The following is a 15,955-nucleotide window of genomic DNA, read 5'->3' on the forward strand; positions in this document are numbered from 1 at the left end:
CGACGCGACGCCGCTACGCGGCGTTCCGTTTCGCGCTCCGCGCTCTCCGGTGCTGGGGCACTCCGTGCCCCAGAGTGACGGGACCCGCTCCGCGGCTCCCTGTGATCCCGCAAGCGGGATCACGAACTCAGCTGCTCCGCAGCCGAGTTGAGGCCCGCTGCGCGGGCGGCTGGTTGCAGGAGGGAGGCCGGTCTCCCTCGGGTGCGGGTACGGAGCGTGACGGAATCGGCTCCACCCCTACGGGATCACTCACGGCGTACGGGTTCCGCTTCCGACTGTGCGTCAAAATCGAGCCTGGATGAAATCTGGGCTCAGACCGCACCCCCTGAGAGGGCGTCAGCACCCTGTACACCCCCGCCCGTTCCTGCCCCATCTCCTCTCCCCACCCTGTACACCCCATCTGAGCTGCACAGATGCTGCCGCCCTGCCAACCGGCTACCTGTGTCCCGCTCCTGACGGGACCACTCCTGACGCTCCGTCAGGAGTGGAGTAACAGCAACAGACCCCCACCGAGCGAAATCCGTCCACCCGAAACACAAACCAGCCGTAAACACAAAGCACCCCCGGACGAAATACCGCCCGAGGGTGCTTTGGAGTGGCCCGAATTTACGCCACCCGCTCCCGCTCCTTCTTCCGCCGATTAACAACCGTCGCGGATCGTCCGGCGAATTCTCTGATTCGGCGCTGTGTCCATTCCTGGGTGAGGCCGTAGTCGATGCGGGCGTTCACCTGGGTGTCGGTGAGCAGCTCGGGCGTGCGGCCGGGGGCGCAGTCGGCCGGGATGCCGGGCAGGTCCCAGTCCTTGACGGGGCCGGCGGGCCGCGCGGGCTGCTACGCAGCGTCGTGACCTGCGTGTACACCCATCGTGGGCGTGATCCTGGCCGTGTTGCGCACCGCTCCGCAGGGCTCGCCGAGCCACTCCGTGCGGGAGGCCGGCCACCCGCCCGCCGGAGCCACGGCACCGCGCACGGGCACGTCCTGACGGCCCCTCAGCCGTCCGGCCCGAATTCGATCGGTCGCCCGGAACACCGTTGACAGCCTCCCGGGAATCCAGCCGTAAACACGAAACACCCCCGGACGAAATACCGCCCGAGGGTGTTCCACCGAACTCCCGATTTACGCGGCCCGCTCCCGCTCCTTCTTCCGCCGATTAACGACCGTCGCGGGTCAGGCGGCGGTTCGGCGGTCGAGGGTGCCCGGCGACCGCGTGAGCGCGTGTCAGCCGCAGGTAGGGCAGGGCGGGCAGGGCTTGACGGTGACGTCGTCGATGACGGGCCCCCAGGCGCTGTTGGGCGTGGTACTGGCGAAGGACAGCGTCGTGGAGGTACCGGTGGCTACGAAGGTCACCTGCCGGTTGATGTAGCCCATGTTGGTGCGGGTCTTGCCGGTGACGTCGAAGGAGAAGTTCTGGACGTCCTGGCCGTCGATGCGGACTTGGCCCGTCTTCACGGTCGGCGGACCACCGAAGTTGCCGGCGAGCGCGTACGTCACGGTGTACTGGGTGCCCGGAACGGTGGTGAACGTCTGGGACACCGATCCGGGGTTGTTTCCGTTGAGGTCCAGGGACTGGTCGCCTTCGGCCGCCTGCCAGTACCCCGCACCGATCAGGTCCGCCGTCCCGCTGGTGACCTGCCAGGGGCCGATCGTTTGCCCTGCCGTGAAGGTCTGAAAAGTTGCCGGGGGGACGGTGGGCGTCTCGAAGCTGCCGTCGTCGAAGCGGCTGAACGCCAGGGAGGACGCGGCGAGTCCGTGTGTCGCGATGGGGCCCTTCGCCGGAGCGGCGACCGCTGCGCCAGCCCCAGCTAGAAGGACAGACACCGCAGCAGCGACGAGAGAGACGCGGGGTGCGAACATGGTTGGCCTTTCCTTGATCGTCGGCACATGCCTAGATCATGTGCCGACGATCAAGTTAGGGAGCTGCACGCTGGTCATGTAACCGCTAAAGGAGGGACATGCTCCATACCCGGTTGCTCCTTCAGCGCTCCCCGCGTCCCACCCGCGCCCTCCCACCCTCTTCTTCCAGACCGGGGCGGTCGTGGAGTGCTCTGAGGGGGATGTCAGCACCACGACCACGCTCCACGGGTGCCCTGAACAGGGGTGATGGGGAAGCCCGCTACCAGGCCGCGCAACCTCCACCGCAACCTCTACCGCAACCCCTTGGCGCAACGTCTACCGCAACACCCGGCGCAACAGCGCCGATCGGCACCGCCCCACTGTCCCCTGCTCCACCGCCCGGACGCTCCAGCGGCCGGGCAGCGCGGAGGCAGCGCCGACGCGCAACACACCTCCAGAGCGCCCGATCCCCCGCCGCGCCGACCTCAGCCCCAGCCCCGCCCCCACTCCCCTTCTTCCTGATCGTGGGCGGCTGAGGGAGGCTCCAGGGGGGATGTCAGACCCCCGACCACGCCCAAAACCGCGTGGTGACCAGCGGCAACGCGCAGCATCCCGGAAGTCTCGCGCAAGAGATGTCGCAAGAGAAGGCGCAAGAGATCGTGCAGGAGATGCCGCAAGAGATGTTGCCGGGCCGGGCGTTGCACGGTGTTCAGCCGCGGCGGGACCACCAGCGCCGCCGCTCGCCTTGCTCCTGGCCGTTGTTGTGGCCGGCGGATGCCGTCTCCGGCGCGGCCGGGTCGTCGGGACGGCCGGGCCGTGCAAATGCTGCGCGGACACCACCACGGCCGCTACCGGGGTCCGTAGGGTGGCGCGCATGCTGATTGCCAGCCTGAAGCCCAGGACGATGGGCGGTACGACGAACACGGGGCTCTTGGCCTATGCCCTGGCGCGGGCTGGCCACCCCGTGACCTGCTACGACGCTGACGAGTCGCTGCAACTGTCGGCGTGGGCACGGGACGCCGGCGACTTCCCGTGCCAGGTGCACGAGGCGGACACCCCGGCGTTCGCCGAGGTCGTCTACCCGGAGATGGACCACGAGCGGGTGAACCTGGTGGATGCCGGGCACGCCGAGAACCACCCTGACGTGGTGGACTCGATACTGGAAGTGGTCGATCTTGTGATCCTGACGCTGTCGCCCACGCAGCCGGACTACGACCGGCTGGTCAAGCCCGAGCGGGGGACGCCGCTTGCCAAGGTGATCAAGCGGTCCGCCGCGCTGCGCGAGAGCGGGCAGCCGCCGGCGACCTACGTGCTGCTGAACCGCTGCCAGGCCGGGGCGGCCAGCCCGAAGAAGTACGCGGACCTGCTGACGAACGGCGGCGAGGACGGCACCGCCCCGCGCTGGACGGTCCTGTCCACCCAGATCCCGAGGCGGGAAGGCATCGCGTCCGCGGTCGGCTTCCCCTGTGACAAGCCTGAGCGGAAGAAGCCGTACGACGCGCTCGTCACCGAGCTGACGAGGCTCGGGCACCTGCCCGAGGCGAGGCGGTGAGCATGGCCGACGACAAGGCACTCGGTCGGCGCGACCGGGCACGTGCCTTCGTCCCCGAGCTGATCCCCGAACCCCAGGACCTCGAGCGCACCGGACCGCTGGACGCGCGGGAGCGGCGGGACCTGGAACGGATCCACGCCGCCCGCGACCACCACCAGGCCGCGAAGTGGATGCGGGGCAAGGCCCTGGATGCCGCGTTCCGCCGGCGCCTTTTCCGGGGTGAGGACGGGCAACGCACGCGCCAGCAGTACCTCGATGACGAGTGGGACGGCATCAGCGAGTCCGCCGCCTACCGCGAGATCGGCGAGTGGCCGCTGGCCAAGGCAATTACCGACGTCTTGGAGCGTCCGGCCCCGGACTCCCACGTCCGCGCCCTGGTCGACGTCGCCGACAAGCAGGGCCACGAGGCGGTGGCCCGCTGGTACGCCGAGCTGCGCCGCCACGGCCAGCAGGCCGGGCGCCGGGTCACCGCGGAGGTGGTGGCCAACCTCGCCGACTTCCTGCGCGAGGGAACCGAGCCGGAGCGCCTGGAGGCGCTGTTCGTTCCCCGCCAGCTCCCGCCCGCCCGCAAGCCCGCCCCGGCCAAGCGCGCCAAGCGCGGGACCGGTGAGGCGGTTACGGGCACGGGCGTCGCCCACGGCCAGGAGCAGCCCGGCGGCTCATTCCCAAATTTGGGAATGAGCGCCGACGGTGACGGCACCGGCCCGGCCGGGGAGGCGGGGCGGTGGGTGCTGAGCGCGGAACACGTCGCCCGGCTCAGCGCCTGGATCGCGGACGGAGCGAGCACGGCCGGGATCAACCCCGACCACGCAGCCGAACTCCTTCTGCAGGCGCTCACCGATGACACCTTCCAGCGCTGGATCGGCACCCGCGCCTGGACGTAGCGCACGGCGTGTCCACCGCGCTGAACTGCCGTGGTCGGGGCTGTGGTCGGGGTCCTGGTGCTCATGGTCGGGGCCGTGGTCGGGGTGGGTGCAAGCCTGGTCGGCACACAGACGGCGAGCGGGGCGGCACCCGGTGGTGGGTGCCGCCCCGCTCGCCGTCTTCCTGTGCGTCAGCGCCAGCTCTGCGGCGCGTACGCGGTCATCGGGTCGTATCCGCCGTCCAGCAGCTCCGCCGCTTCCTGGCGCAGTTCCCCGGCCGTGGTCCGGGCGGCGCCCACGGCCGTCTCGATGTCCCTGAGCGAGACCACGTCGACGTTCTTCGCGTTCCCGCCGGCCGCGACGATGAGGCGGGCGACCCGGCGGACCTTGATCTCACGGGGGTTCAGCCCGGCCCAGGCGTCGGCCGTGGCCGCCTCCGCCTCCATCACTGCGATCCGGCGCCGCAACTCAACTGCCCGCAGCCGGTCCGCCTCCGCGTCGGCGGTCGCTCGCTCCGCCTCCGCCGTCACCGCCAGCTTGCGGCGGTGCTGCTCCGCCGCCTCCGCCTCCGAGCGTTCGGCCTCCGCCTTCAGCCGCTCGGCTTCCGCGAGTTCCTCGGCCGCCTTCCGCATCGCCTCGGCCTCCCGGTGGCGGGCCTCGGCCGCTTCCGCCGACTCCTCGGCCTGCTCCACCGCCAGTGCCTTGCGCTCCGCCTGCTGCCGCGCCTGCTCCGCCAGCACCCGGGCGGTCTCCGCCTGCCCGGCCGCCTCGTGTGTGCGGACACTCGCCAGATGGCCGGCCGCCGCTTCGTCGGCCTCCCGGTTGAGCGCGGCGATCCGGGCGCGGCTGGCCTCCTCGCGCTCCCGCTCCGCCCGCAGCCGCTCGCGCTCCGCCTCCTCGCGCTGCTGCTCCGCCCGCAGCCGCTGACGCTCCGCCTTCCGCGCGGCGCGCTCCTCCTCCTGCCGCTCGCGCTCCTCCTGCTGGCGCTCCCACTCCTCCGGCAGGGCTAGCGCCTGCTCCACGGTGAACCCGCGCGGGGCCATCGTCATGGGCAGCTTCTGGATGTCACTCGCCCTGGACAGGTCGCCGCCGAGCTTCTGCTTCAGCATCGTGGTGTAGCCGTGCAGGTCCTGCTCCCGCTTGACCATCTCCGCGTAGCTGGTGACCGACGCCAGCCGCATACGCCGGTACAGCCGCCCGGTGGTGACCGGGGCCAGGACCCAGCGGTGAGCCGGGATACGGTCCGGCCGGGTCCGCTGCGCGCGTGTGGTGACCCTCAGCCAGTGCCGCAGCGCCCCGACGCCCAGGACGAACAGGAACGGCATCACGCCGTGCATCAGGGCCTTCATCGGCTCAGCGGCCAGGCCCTCCAGCACGCCCATGCCGCTGGGCAGAGCAGCCGCCGTGTTCAGCACGATCGTCACGGCGGTCATCAGGTGCGCGGACGGCAGCAGCGACCGCTTCGGCCGCCCGGCGCGGATCAGGACCAGGTCCATGGCCAGCAGGCCGATGATGGACACGTCGATGCCCACCGGGAACGCCCACGACAGCCAGCCGAACCCGCTGTCGCGGGCGAAGTCCTCCAGCGTCCGGTAGGAGACCGCGAACCCGATCAGGCCGACGATGGGCAGGGCCACACAGGCCACCGCGAGCAGCGCCTTGCCCACCCACCGCGCCTCGGCATCGGCCTCCCCGGCCGGGGCCACGGTCTCCCCCTCCCCTTCAACGGCCGGGGCCGGGACACTCCCCGCAGCAGCCTTGCCCAGCCGCCCCCGGCCACCCTCGCGGGGCGCGGGCGGAGCCGTCTCGGGTACAACCGGAGCGCCCAGGGTGGCCGCCGGAGCGGTCGCGGCCGCGACCGGAGCGGCCCCGGCCGCGGTCACCCCGCCCGGCCGGCTGTGTTCCTCCATCACCGTCGTTCGCATCCCGGCAGTCTGCGCCCCGGCCGTCGGCGCCGGAGCACCGGCCCGCGTGACCGGAGCGGTAACCGGCGCTCCCGGAGCGGACGCGGCACCGTCCGGAGCGTGGCGGGGGCGGTCGTGGGCGGGCGGGTCGTCAAGGGTGCGGGGGCGGGAGTGCGGGTAGGTTGCGTGCTGCGTCACGGGGTCCTCCGTGTCGTGGGTTGGGACCGCTGTTGCTGCCGCGGTCGTGGCCGGCCGGGCCGGGAGAGCTGAACTCCCGGCCCGGCGTCATCGGTCAAGCAAGTAGTAGGGAAAGGGCCGGTCCTCGATCCGGACACCGAAGGTCTTGATCCAGTGCCAGTGGAAAGGGAACTTCGGTGCGCCCAGGGTGCGGAGCGCGACGCTGCGGTGATGTCCGTCGGAGACGTACACGTCGCCGTATCGGTCGCTGATGCCGAGAAGGATCGGCACGCGCAGACCCTGGCGGGGGATCGACTCCAGGAGATCGGCCAGGATGGCAGCGTCCTTCTCGCGTCGCTCGAACCTGCGGTGAGCCTCAGCCCAGCGCCCATATTCGGTGGGGCGGATCGCGTCGTCGCGCAGCAGCGCGGTCGGCATCCATCCCTGGTAGCGGCCCATCGCGGCCCTCACCTGCCGTTCTTCGTCGTCGTCTTGCCCCACCACTTGGCGTGGTTGTGGGTGATGTACGTGTCGCCGCCGCGCACGGCGCGGCGCCCGCCGCTGGTTCCGGCGATGACGGCGGCGAGGCAGACCGCCCACAGCAGGCCGCTGCTCGTGATGGCGGCGAGCGGGGCCAGGACTTGGCCCAGGCCGTAGCCGACGCCGGCCGCCGCCGCCCCGGTGCCGACCCCGGCCGCAAGCACGAGCTGGGCGCGCGAGTCGATGAGGGGCTGCGGGGACAGGTCGCGCGGCTGCGTGGCGGGCACGGCGGCGATCAGAGCGTCGGCCTGCGAGCGCAGGACGGGCACCATCCGGCCGTAGGCGTCCGGCACGTACACCACGGCTTCCGTGGTGCGGCGCTCGCCGTACAGCTCCACCGGACCGCTCAGCGGCGCCTGGAGGGGCGCGGCGAGGGGGTTCTCGTAGGACTGGGGGAGCGGGCTGGCCGGGGTGTAGGGGCGGGGTTCGAGGGAGTGGGACACGCTCTGTGCCTCCTTCCTGTCCGGATCAGGCGGGGTGTCGGTGGGAGTGGAGGATCGTGTAGGAGCCGTGGGCGTCGCGCTGGAGGAACCCGGACTCGGTCAGGCGCTTGAACTCGCCCTGAAGCCACGGGCGCGAGAGGCCGTGCTCCTCGGCCCAGGCGGTGAAGTCCCTCGGCTGGACGAGCGTCTCGCCGGCTTCCGCGCGCTCGCACAGTTCGGCGCGCAGGAGCAGGCGCCTCTCGTTCAGGGCAGGCCTGGTGTCGTCCTGGCGGGGCGTCGGCACCGCCAGGACGGCGGGGCCGGTCCACTCGATCAGGGCCGCGATGATGCGGCGGGCGCTGTCGTCGTCGGTGGCCTCACAGACCAGGGCGACGACGGTACGGAAGTCGGTCACGAGCAACTTTCCTCACTCTGAGTGAAAATCAAGCCGGTGCAGTACGGGCTGTTTTTGACAGACAGAGGCCGAAGTCAGGGCCTGTCACGTGCGAAGTTCCATGACTTCCCTATAGGCCCCCGGCGGGCCTGACTGGCAAAGGTCAGGCCCGGCCGGAACTGTCATGCCGTCACTTTCCGTGACCACTATGCGGGCTGGAGCGGGGACTGGAGGATGGTGTAGTCGCCGTGCCCGTCCCGGCGGATGACCCCCAGGTCGGCCAGCCGCTTCAGCTCGCCCTGCATCCACGGCCGTTTGCGGCCGGCCGCCACGGTGGCGGGGATCAGGTCGGCGGGCTCGAACTCGAGGCGGCCCTGCTGCACCCAGCCGTCCAGCTCCACGCAGAGGATGTGGCGGGCCTCCTCGGTCGACGGGCGGCCCGAGTCGTCGAACGTGATGTCCGAGTCGTCGTCGACGTCGGGCACGTCGTCCTCGAGGCGGAGGTGGGCGTAGTCGGCGTCGGGCTCCGGGTCGCCGGGGATCGCACCCAGGATTTCGGCGCGGGCCTCCTGGAGCTCCAGGGCGGCGGCCTCCTCGATCTCGGACATGTCGGTGTCGTCCTCCAGGACGTAGGCGGAACGGACGGGGGCCGGGCCCGGAATCGCGGCCACGGGGGCCGGAGCGGCGGCCTGCACGCCCGGAGTGGTGCGGTTGGTGCCCCGGTGGGAGCGCTGCGCGTAGGCCTGGCCCAAGGCCTGCGCCGTGGTGTCGTCCAGCGGGTCACGGACGGCGGCGGCGGCATCCACGAGCGCGGCCAGCACCTCGCGTTCGGTCAGGGCGGAGCGCACCTCCGTGGTCCACCGCTCCTGTGGAATGCCCATGCCGGTGGAGAACGCGTAGCCGGGCCGGTCCGAACCCCACGCGGGCACCGCGCCGGCACCGGTCACGCTGTCCGGGAGGCAGAACGAGGCGTCGCCCGGGTCGTCCACTCCGAAGCACGCGGTGGCCTGGAGGTTGGCGCGCACGTCGGTGGAGACGTTCGTCCAGGTGGCGCGCTGGAGGGAGACCACCAGCCAGATGCCCACCGAGCGGGCGGCGCGGGCAATCTTGTCCAGCTCCTCGAAGTCCGCCAGGTCGGCGGCCTCCTCCAGCCACACGCACACCGCGTTCAGCGACGAGGCGGGCGACCACTGGTCGAGGCCCTCCTCGGCCAGGACGTTGCCGCGGGCCTTGATGGCGCCCGGGAGCGCCTTCAGCAGCCGCTTGGCCTCGGCCGTCTCGGTGATGAACCAGTCCAGGCCGTCCTTGATGTGCCCGACCGTCTGCCGTCCCTTGGCCACGTCCACCAGGAAGATGCTCATCTGACGGCGGCACATCAGGTGGGTCAGCACGGTGCGGGCGAACTCCGACTTGCCCGCGCCGGTCACGCCCATCACCAGCAGGTGCTGGAGGATGTCGGCGTCGAACGGGTTGATCGCCCACACCTCCCCGTCGGCGTACAGACCGATGGGGATCTCATCGGTGGGTAGCAGGCCCAGGGCGCGGGGCAGTGCGAACGGCACCCCGTCCTTGAGCAGGTCAGCCACCCGCAGCGACAGCGTGCCGCGGGCGCCGTTCTCCGGATCCGGGGTGACGATGACCCCGGACGGCGGCACGTGCAGCGCCGCCGCCACCTTCGCCGTGGTCGCCTGCACGTCGGGCACGGTGGCACCGGCGGTGACTTCCACGTCTGCCTTCACGGTGCCCTTGCCGGACCCCTTGGGGTTCTTGACCTTGACCTTCTCCCAGCCGATCGCCTCGGCCAGCGCGCCCAGGCCACCGCCGTTGGTCTCCTCGGCGACGTCGCCGGAAGCGCCGTTGCGCTGGATCTGGCGCAGGTTCCAGGACGCGGCGAACAGTCCGCCGCCGATCATCCACAGGTCGATCAGCGGGTGCCCGAACGGCCCGGCAGCCGTGGCGCAGGTCAGCCAGCCCATCCCGGCCGCCACCGACGCGGTGGCCTGCGCCCGGCGGAACGCGCCGAACTTCGTCGCGGCCGGGGTGGACTTCCACGTCACCGCCGCCAGCGCCACGCCGCCGACCGCCAGGCCGGCCGACGCCAGCCCGGTCGACAGCGGGTCGGCGCCCCACATGGTGTTCGTCGCCCACCCGGCCAGCGGCGGCAGGGTCGCCGCGCCGATCCACGGCGGGGTGTAGGGCAGGGCCTTGCCGACCACGTGGCCCACCAGGTGGCCGAAGAAGCCGCCCCGGCCGACCGGCACGATGTCCGTCGACGTGTTCACCGGCGCCGCCGCCGCTGTCGTGTTCTTCCGGCGCGCCATCAGTCCACCTCCACCGTGAACTCGCGGCTCTTGGGCTTGTTGCCGTTGCGCCGGGCCCGGGCCTCCTGCTCGGGCTTGATGAAGTGCCGGTTCATGGCGTGCGCCATCTTCAGCGCGCCCACCCCGAGCGCCTTCGCGGCCTCCGCGCTGACCTTCAGGTGGGCGGAGACCAGACGGGCCTTGACCCGGCTGGAGGCGCCGAAGGTGTACCACTTGCCCTTGTAGGTGGACAGCACCCCGTTGATCTCCTCCGCGCGCATGCCGAGGATCAGGTGCAGCTCGCGCCCGAGGTGGTTGATCGCCTTGGCCAGGGCCAGGATGTCCTTGCTGTTGCGGATCTCGATCCGCTCCACCGCGTAGATCAGCCGGTCGCCCTGGTGAAAGTCCCCGCTGGAACCAGAGCCGTTCGCCGGCGTTCCGCCGCCACCACCGTTGCCACCGTTGCCGTTGCCGCCGCCGATGTTGAGGGTGACCGGCGGCACGAACGAGCCGCCCATCGCGCCGACGAATCCGCCGGCCGCCGAACCCGCCGCACCCGCGACCCGCGCCGCGCGGCCGTTGCCGCCGGAGCCGTTCGGTGCCTGGCGGGGCGGAGGCGGCGCGGTCGGCGTGGTCGGCGGCTGAGTCGGGCGCGGCGGCGCGAACCCGGGGTCGTCCTGCCAGTTGTAGGGCTGCGTGCTCACAGTTCGTCCTCCACGATCGTCGTGCCGCCGAACCACAGCGGCTGGCGGATCTGAATCAGGTCGGTGTCCGGGTCGTCGGCCACCTCGTCGGCGGCCTGGTCGATCAGCTCGTGCGCCGCCATGAACTTCGCGGTGGCGAGCGCGGCGTACAGGTCGGTAGGGGCGAGCCGGGTGCGGGTGGCGAGGCGCAGCGCGAGCCGCGCCACACGGGCGAGGCGTTCGGTAGCGGACACCGCGCGGTCCAGCAGCAAGATGCGGGTCTGGCCGTACATCAGCGCTCCTCCTTCAGGAAAGGTCGAGGCAGTCGGGGATCTCACCGGCGCGCAGCTCGGCGGCGATGTGCCGGTACTCGGCCGCGTTCTCGCGGGCGGTCTTCGCCGCGCGGGCGGCACAGGCGCGGGTGTAGTCGCTGCGGGTCGGATCGGCGGCGACACGTTCGCCATCTGCGGCGGCTGCGTCCGACCGGCGCGCGGCCACGTTCTCGAAGTAGTCGGCCTCGCGAGCCATCCGGGCCTTCGTGATGCGGGGCATGGTCAACGTCCTCTCCGGGGCACGGGCTGTCCGGTCCCTGCGCCACCACCAGCCGGAAGGGCTGGTGATGACGCAGGGCCGTCAGCCCTCGCACGCGCACCCGCATCCCTGGCCGGCGCACTGGCGGCAGTCCTGGCAGGTGTCGCAGTTCTTGCAGTGCTCGCAGGCCCGGGGAACCGGCGGCCAGCACCGGCAATCCCGGGTCGGCGCCCACGGCTCAGCGCTGCCGAACAGGCCCATCTGCCCGAGCACCGGAGCCTCCGGCGCGGCCTTCGGGGCCCGCGGCTTCACCCGGCGCGGGCTCACCGGTCCACCTCGTCCTGCTGAAGCACCCAGGTGACCGCGACCGCACCCAGACCCAGGACGGCCGCCAGGTTCAGCACCAGAGGTTCGCCCGCGACCAGCGCGGCGACCTCGACCACGATCGCCACCATGGCCACCGCGCGCAGCGCCCAGAAGACCACCGCGTTCACCGGGCACCTCCCGCCCGGACCAGGTGATCCGAGGTGGTCCACACCGAGCCGACCGCGAACGGCTGGCCGTCCGCGCGCAGCACGTCCTTCACGATCACCGCGAACCTGGCCGACTGGCGCTTGAGGAGCCGCACCGCCTCGGCCGAGTCCGTCACCAGCGCGAGCACCTCGAACGCCCCGTCGCTGTTCTGGTAGATCGCGCCCGCCGTGCGGGGCCCGATCTGCGCCGTGATGTCGCTGGTCATCGGGCACCCCCGGCCTGCGCCAGCGTCTCGGCCAGCCGAGCCGCCGCCGCCTGCGCCGCCGCCAGGTCCGCCGCCGCCTGCTGCCTCGCGGCCTCCAGCGCCGCCGCCGCCTGCTGCCTCGCCGCGTCGTCGCTCATGCCGCCGCCCCGATCCACGACGCCAGCCGCGCCACCGCGTCGGAGTCGTCCTGGAAGTCGGTCGCCTGCTCCCGGCGCACCCGCGCCAGCCGGTAGTGGTCCACCACCCGGCACCGCGCCATGAACGCCAGCAGACCCGCCGGCCGCGCCACCTCGTTGCCGCGCAGCAGGTACCGCCACGCCGCCACCCACACGTCCTGCGCCAGGTCGTCCACCAAGTCCAGGTCGCCGTAGCGCACCGTCCGGCCGACCACGCCCCGCACCATCGGCGCGTACTCACCGAACCAGCCCGCCAGCAGCTGCCGCGCCTGGTCGTCCTCCGGACGCACCGCGCCACCCACCACCCGGTACGGGTGCGGCCCACGCGGACGCTGCGGAAGCGGCTCCTTCGTCTTGCCATGCTCATCAGCGCGCGGGGCCACCTGCGCTAACGGCATCCGTTCTGCCACGATCGACACGTTGGATCTCCCTCTCATCCAGGGGTTCCGACAGCGGGACCGGTGCGCTAACACCGGGTCCCGCCGCCCGGTCTGGTGCGCTAACACCAGGCCGGGCACCTGCGTTTTCGCAGGTCGGAGGCTGCTTCCTGCATGGCTGTCGCTAAGCACTGCCATCCGGGCGACTTGCAGCTTCCTATAGGAAGTTATGCCGTACTTCAGGTATCGTCAACCACATCCGATAGGAAGCTAGGAAGGAAGGAGGCGAGATGAGCGCCGGAACCGTGGCCAAGATGGTGGACGACCTGCGGCAACTGATCCACGAGGGAGAGTTGCAGCCTCATGCCCAGTTGCCGTCGACCCGGGCCCTGATGAACACGTACGGCCTGTCCGACAACGCCGTGTACCGGGCCGTGGCTCTGCTCAAGTCGGACGGCTACGTCTACAGCCGTCAAGGGGCGGGGGTGTTCGTAGCCGACCGCCGCGCGCTGATCACGGGGGCGGAACGAATCGGAGGGATCACTCGGCCAGGCGAGCAGATCGAGTGGCGGCACAGCATCCGAACCGACGCGCCCGACTGGGTCGCCGGGTACATCGGCGAAGGCGAATGCGTTGAGCGTGCCCGCGTCGTCCGGCGCGGCTCGATCATCCGCGAAGCGTCGCGCTCCTGGGTACACCGGGATATCGCTGCCGTCGTCCCCGAGCTGGACGAACCGGCCCCCTGCAACCCGACATGGCAGGCGATCTATCAGGAGCGCTCCGGCGACCCCGTCGACAACACCTCCCGAGCCGCCGACGCCCGCATTGCCACCGCCGACGACATGGCGGCCCTTGAGCTGACGCCCGGCACGTATGCCGTGCTGATCGTGCGCAACGTGTACTCCTCCGCAGGCCGCGTGATCGGGGTTGGAGAGATCGTGTGCGCCCCCGGACGTCCCGTTGAACTCAAGTCCCCCAGCCCCTCCTGACCTGCCCGGAAGGACCTCCATGAACCGCACAGCCACCCAGCACGCAGGCATCGCCGCTGAGTCGGTCAACGGCCTCAACCAGCGCATTCGCGCCGCTCTCACCGATGGCGAGACCTCGGATCTCGCCCGGCTCAAGGACGCGTACGAGGTCACGGCCAGCCTGAAACTGCTGGCCCAGCGCCTGACGCTGACGGCCACCGAGCTGCAGCAGCTCGTCGGCGGGTGGCACCAGGAGGGCCACCTCCTCACCGCGCCTGCGGTCGACACCGAAGCTGTGGTCGACGGCTTCAGCACTGCGATGACGGATGCAGGCAAGGTGGCCCGCGCCCTGTTCGTCGCCTTGGACGACGCAACCAAGAACCTCGCCCCGATCGGCTGGCAGGAGTCGGCGCCGGCGGCAGCTCCGCACGAGACTCAGCCGTAAATCCCCCAGCGCCAAATGCCCGGCGCTCTCAGGCGCCGGGCACATGCGAAAGGCAGCGTGACAGTGAGCAATTGGTGCGCCAGTCCCTGGCGCGCGACAGCCGAACCGTACGCATCAAAAGCGACCCCGTGCGTGCAAGCAAGAAAACAGATCCGCATTTACGTGATTTTAATTGGACGCCGTAAATTCGAGTTTACGGGAAAGGTTGAAATCCCCGTCTCTAACTCTTGCCATCACCTAGCGCGTCAGCTCGGCCGTATTTCATGCGGCGCCTCTTACTGTCACCTAGCGCGTCAGCTCGGCTGTATTTCATGCAGCAGAGGCGGGCGGTTTGAGGAGCCGATGACGCGGTTTACCCGCCAGGGCATTCCGGTCCTCCGTCCTCTGTCCACAGGCGGGCGGGGGCAGGATGGGCCGCACAACGCAACAGGCCCCGCCAAATGTGGCGGGGCCCGAACGTCCTCCCGGGTTCGCGGCCCGGGTGGAAAGCACTTCGACTCCCGGCAAGGAGGTGCGCTCCCCTTGAGCGTACGACGCACGACCAGCACAGCACCACATGGACAGGCCGTTGCCCTGCTCACGGCGGGGGTAACGCTGTGAGCATGTACCCGGTCCTGTGGGCCATCGATCACGCTCCGGTGTACGACGCCGAGGAGCGTGCCGTCCTCGTGGCCCTGGTGGTGAAGGGTGATTTCGACGGGATGAACTGTTTCCGGTCGTACCCCACCCTGGCCGCCGCAGCGCGAGTGGACGCCAAGACCGCCGGGCGGAAGTGCCGCGCGATGGAGTCCCGGGGCATCCTGCGCCGCCAGACCGCGCACCAGTCGCGAGTGTGGCTGTCCATCCCCAAGGAACAGCGGCCCGTGATCTGGGAGGTCATGATCCCTGCCGAGTGGTGGAGCGCCGCGCAGCTGGAGTCCATCAACGAGCAGAGGGCGGGACTGGGTCGCCCCCTGCTCACCCCTGCGAACCGTCCGGCACTGGCTCCCGCCCCCCTTAAGAAGGCCCGCGCTGACAAGGGTGTGCAGCGTCCGAAGAAGGCCGACCCGGGGACTACAAGTCCCCGGGTCAAAACGGACATCACAGCGGGGGGGGTAGGGACTACAAGTCCCTACCCCCCGGACTACAAGTCCCTACCCCCCGGACTACAAGTCCCCCAACCTTCTGAGTCACCTTCTGAGTCACCTTCCGAGAAACCCAACGACTCCTCCCGTCCGTCCGTCCGTGAAGCTGAGGTGGCGCGCGCGAGCGGTTCGGGCACGGAGGGACGGACGGACGGGGGCGGCGGCGTCATCGAGGACCAGGAGCAGGAGCCTGTGCGGGCCGGTGGGCCCGGCGGTGAAGCGGCAGCCAGTGAGGGTGGCGTCACCGGTGATGCCACCCCGGCGGCGGGTTCAGTGGTGCTGACTCCGGGGGCCGAGGTGCTGCGGGCGATCGCGGCGGAGGCTCCGCAGTGGACGCTGACGTGGGATGCGTTGCGGGATCAGGGCCTGGCGGTGAGCGGGATGCTGCTGGAGGGGTTCACGGCGCAGGAGGTCCGGCATGCGCTGCTGTCGCGTCCGCTGCCGCAGCCTCTGACCCACACGGTGGGCGCGGTTGTGTCCCGGCGGCTGAAGGACCTCATCAAGGTCGGGCCGGCGGCGGGAGCGCGGCCGATCCCGGAGCAGCACCGGGCCGACGAGTGGACGCCCGGCGGCTACGGCAGCCGCGGCGGCTCGGGCGACGTGACGCCGACCCCGCCGGCCTGGGGTGCGCGGCATGCCGAGCTGGAGGCCGCGAACGCTGGTCGGTCGGCGCTGCGCAACTGCACCGGCGACGACGGGCTGTGTGACCGCCTGGCAGTCATCGGTGAGGACCAGTGCGGCGAGCACCTGGGCTGGGAGCGCTGCCCGCAGTGCGCCACCCGCTACCGGCGCCCCGGAAACGAGGCGTGCGACCGGTGCCAGGACGCCGGAAGCATGTTCGGCACCGAGGCACACACCGCACCCGCCCCGTTCTAGGCCGCCGTGCGCCCGTCTCCCGCGCTTTCGCCCCGCCCGGGTCTCTCTGGG

At 71.2% G+C, this 15,955-nt stretch carries 18 protein-coding genes; 5 read left to right on the top strand and 13 right to left on the bottom strand.

Annotated features, from left to right (window positions below; translation table 11 throughout):
• Positions 1–1,218: 1,218 nt before the first annotated feature.
• The gene (locus OHB41_RS51245) at positions 1,219–1,854 is read right to left on the bottom strand and encodes a choice-of-anchor C family protein (protein ID WP_266709565.1); all 636 of its coding nucleotides are present in this window, start codon (positions 1,852–1,854) and stop codon (positions 1,219–1,221) included.
• 853 nt (positions 1,855–2,707) lie between these two features.
• Here OHB41_RS51245 and OHB41_RS51250 point away from each other — a divergent pair.
• Both OHB41_RS51250 and OHB41_RS51255 read left to right on the top strand, forming a co-directional pair.
• Entirely contained in the window at positions 2,708–3,385 is a 678-nt protein-coding gene (locus OHB41_RS51250) for a ParA family protein (RefSeq protein WP_266709567.1), read from the top strand.
• 2 nt (positions 3,386–3,387) lie between these two features.
• Positions 3,388–4,269, top strand: coding sequence for a hypothetical protein (locus OHB41_RS51255; RefSeq protein ID WP_266709569.1), 882 nt, complete (start codon positions 3,388–3,390; stop codon positions 4,267–4,269).
• A 170-nt stretch (positions 4,270–4,439) separates the two neighbouring features.
• Here OHB41_RS51255 and OHB41_RS51260 read toward each other — a convergent pair whose 3' ends face one another.
• From OHB41_RS51260 to OHB41_RS51315, 12 genes are all read right to left on the bottom strand, one after another.
• A complete protein-coding gene (locus OHB41_RS51260) occupies positions 4,440–6,173 on the bottom strand; it encodes a DUF2637 domain-containing protein (RefSeq protein ID WP_266709571.1) in 1,734 nt (577 codons plus the stop codon).
• Positions 6,174–6,437: 264 nt separating this feature from the next.
• Complete coding sequence (locus tag OHB41_RS51265; RefSeq protein WP_266709573.1) at positions 6,438–6,800, bottom strand: ParB N-terminal domain-containing protein; 363 nt, start codon at positions 6,798–6,800, stop codon at positions 6,438–6,440.
• A complete protein-coding gene (locus OHB41_RS51270) occupies positions 6,797–7,312 on the bottom strand; it encodes a hypothetical protein (protein WP_266709575.1) in 516 nt (171 codons plus the stop codon). Before OHB41_RS51270 ends, OHB41_RS51265 begins: the two co-directional genes overlap by 4 nt.
• Positions 7,313–7,337: 25 nt before the next feature.
• Positions 7,338–7,706 (bottom strand): hypothetical protein, encoded by a 369-nt coding sequence (locus tag OHB41_RS51275; RefSeq protein ID WP_266709577.1) that lies wholly within the window; start codon positions 7,704–7,706, stop codon positions 7,338–7,340.
• Positions 7,707–7,891: 185 nt separating this feature from the next.
• Entirely contained in the window at positions 7,892–10,006 is a 2,115-nt protein-coding gene (locus OHB41_RS51280) for an FtsK/SpoIIIE domain-containing protein (protein ID WP_266709579.1), read from the bottom strand.
• Positions 10,006–10,689 carry a TraA-like protein gene (locus OHB41_RS51285; RefSeq protein WP_266709581.1) on the bottom strand — a complete coding sequence of 228 codons (684 nt, stop codon included), beginning with the start codon at positions 10,687–10,689 and terminating at the stop codon, positions 10,006–10,008. Before OHB41_RS51285 ends, OHB41_RS51280 begins: the two co-directional genes overlap by 1 nt.
• Positions 10,686–10,961: a hypothetical protein gene (locus tag OHB41_RS51290; protein ID WP_266709583.1), complete on the bottom strand. Its 276-nt coding sequence runs from the start codon at positions 10,959–10,961 to the stop codon at positions 10,686–10,688. The genes OHB41_RS51285 and OHB41_RS51290 overlap by 4 nt, the downstream gene beginning before the upstream one ends.
• A gap of 13 nt (positions 10,962–10,974) precedes the next feature.
• The gene (locus tag OHB41_RS51295; RefSeq protein WP_266709585.1) at positions 10,975–11,220 is read right to left on the bottom strand and encodes a hypothetical protein; all 246 of its coding nucleotides are present in this window, start codon (positions 11,218–11,220) and stop codon (positions 10,975–10,977) included.
• 302 nt (positions 11,221–11,522) lie between these two features.
• A complete protein-coding gene (locus OHB41_RS51300; RefSeq protein WP_266709587.1) occupies positions 11,523–11,693 on the bottom strand; it encodes a hypothetical protein in 171 nt (56 codons plus the stop codon).
• Positions 11,690–11,938 (bottom strand): hypothetical protein, encoded by a 249-nt coding sequence (locus OHB41_RS51305; RefSeq protein WP_266709589.1) that lies wholly within the window; start codon positions 11,936–11,938, stop codon positions 11,690–11,692. The genes OHB41_RS51300 and OHB41_RS51305 overlap by 4 nt, the downstream gene beginning before the upstream one ends.
• A complete protein-coding gene (locus OHB41_RS51310) occupies positions 11,935–12,075 on the bottom strand; it encodes a hypothetical protein (RefSeq protein ID WP_266709591.1) in 141 nt (46 codons plus the stop codon). The genes OHB41_RS51305 and OHB41_RS51310 overlap by 4 nt, the downstream gene beginning before the upstream one ends.
• On the bottom strand, positions 12,072–12,533 hold the full coding sequence (locus tag OHB41_RS51315) for an RNA polymerase sigma factor (RefSeq protein ID WP_266709593.1): 462 nt from the start codon (positions 12,531–12,533) through the stop codon (positions 12,072–12,074). The genes OHB41_RS51310 and OHB41_RS51315 overlap by 4 nt, the downstream gene beginning before the upstream one ends.
• A gap of 248 nt (positions 12,534–12,781) precedes the next feature.
• Here OHB41_RS51315 and OHB41_RS51320 point away from each other — a divergent pair, with 248 nt between their 5' ends.
• The 3 genes from OHB41_RS51320 (at position 12,782) to OHB41_RS51330 (ending at position 15,904) form a co-directional block, all read left to right on the top strand.
• Positions 12,782–13,480: a GntR family transcriptional regulator gene (locus OHB41_RS51320; RefSeq protein ID WP_266709595.1), complete on the top strand. Its 699-nt coding sequence runs from the start codon at positions 12,782–12,784 to the stop codon at positions 13,478–13,480.
• A 19-nt stretch (positions 13,481–13,499) separates the two neighbouring features.
• The gene (locus OHB41_RS51325; RefSeq protein ID WP_266709597.1) at positions 13,500–13,904 is read left to right on the top strand and encodes a hypothetical protein; all 405 of its coding nucleotides are present in this window, start codon (positions 13,500–13,502) and stop codon (positions 13,902–13,904) included.
• 596 nt (positions 13,905–14,500) lie between these two features.
• Positions 14,501–15,904: a hypothetical protein gene (locus OHB41_RS51330; protein ID WP_266709599.1), complete on the top strand. Its 1,404-nt coding sequence runs from the start codon at positions 14,501–14,503 to the stop codon at positions 15,902–15,904.
• The last annotated feature ends 51 nt before the right edge of the window (positions 15,905–15,955 follow it).

It is taken from the genome of Streptomyces sp. NBC_01571, from assembly GCF_026339875.1.
GTDB lineage: Bacteria > Actinomycetota > Actinomycetes > Streptomycetales > Streptomycetaceae > Streptomyces.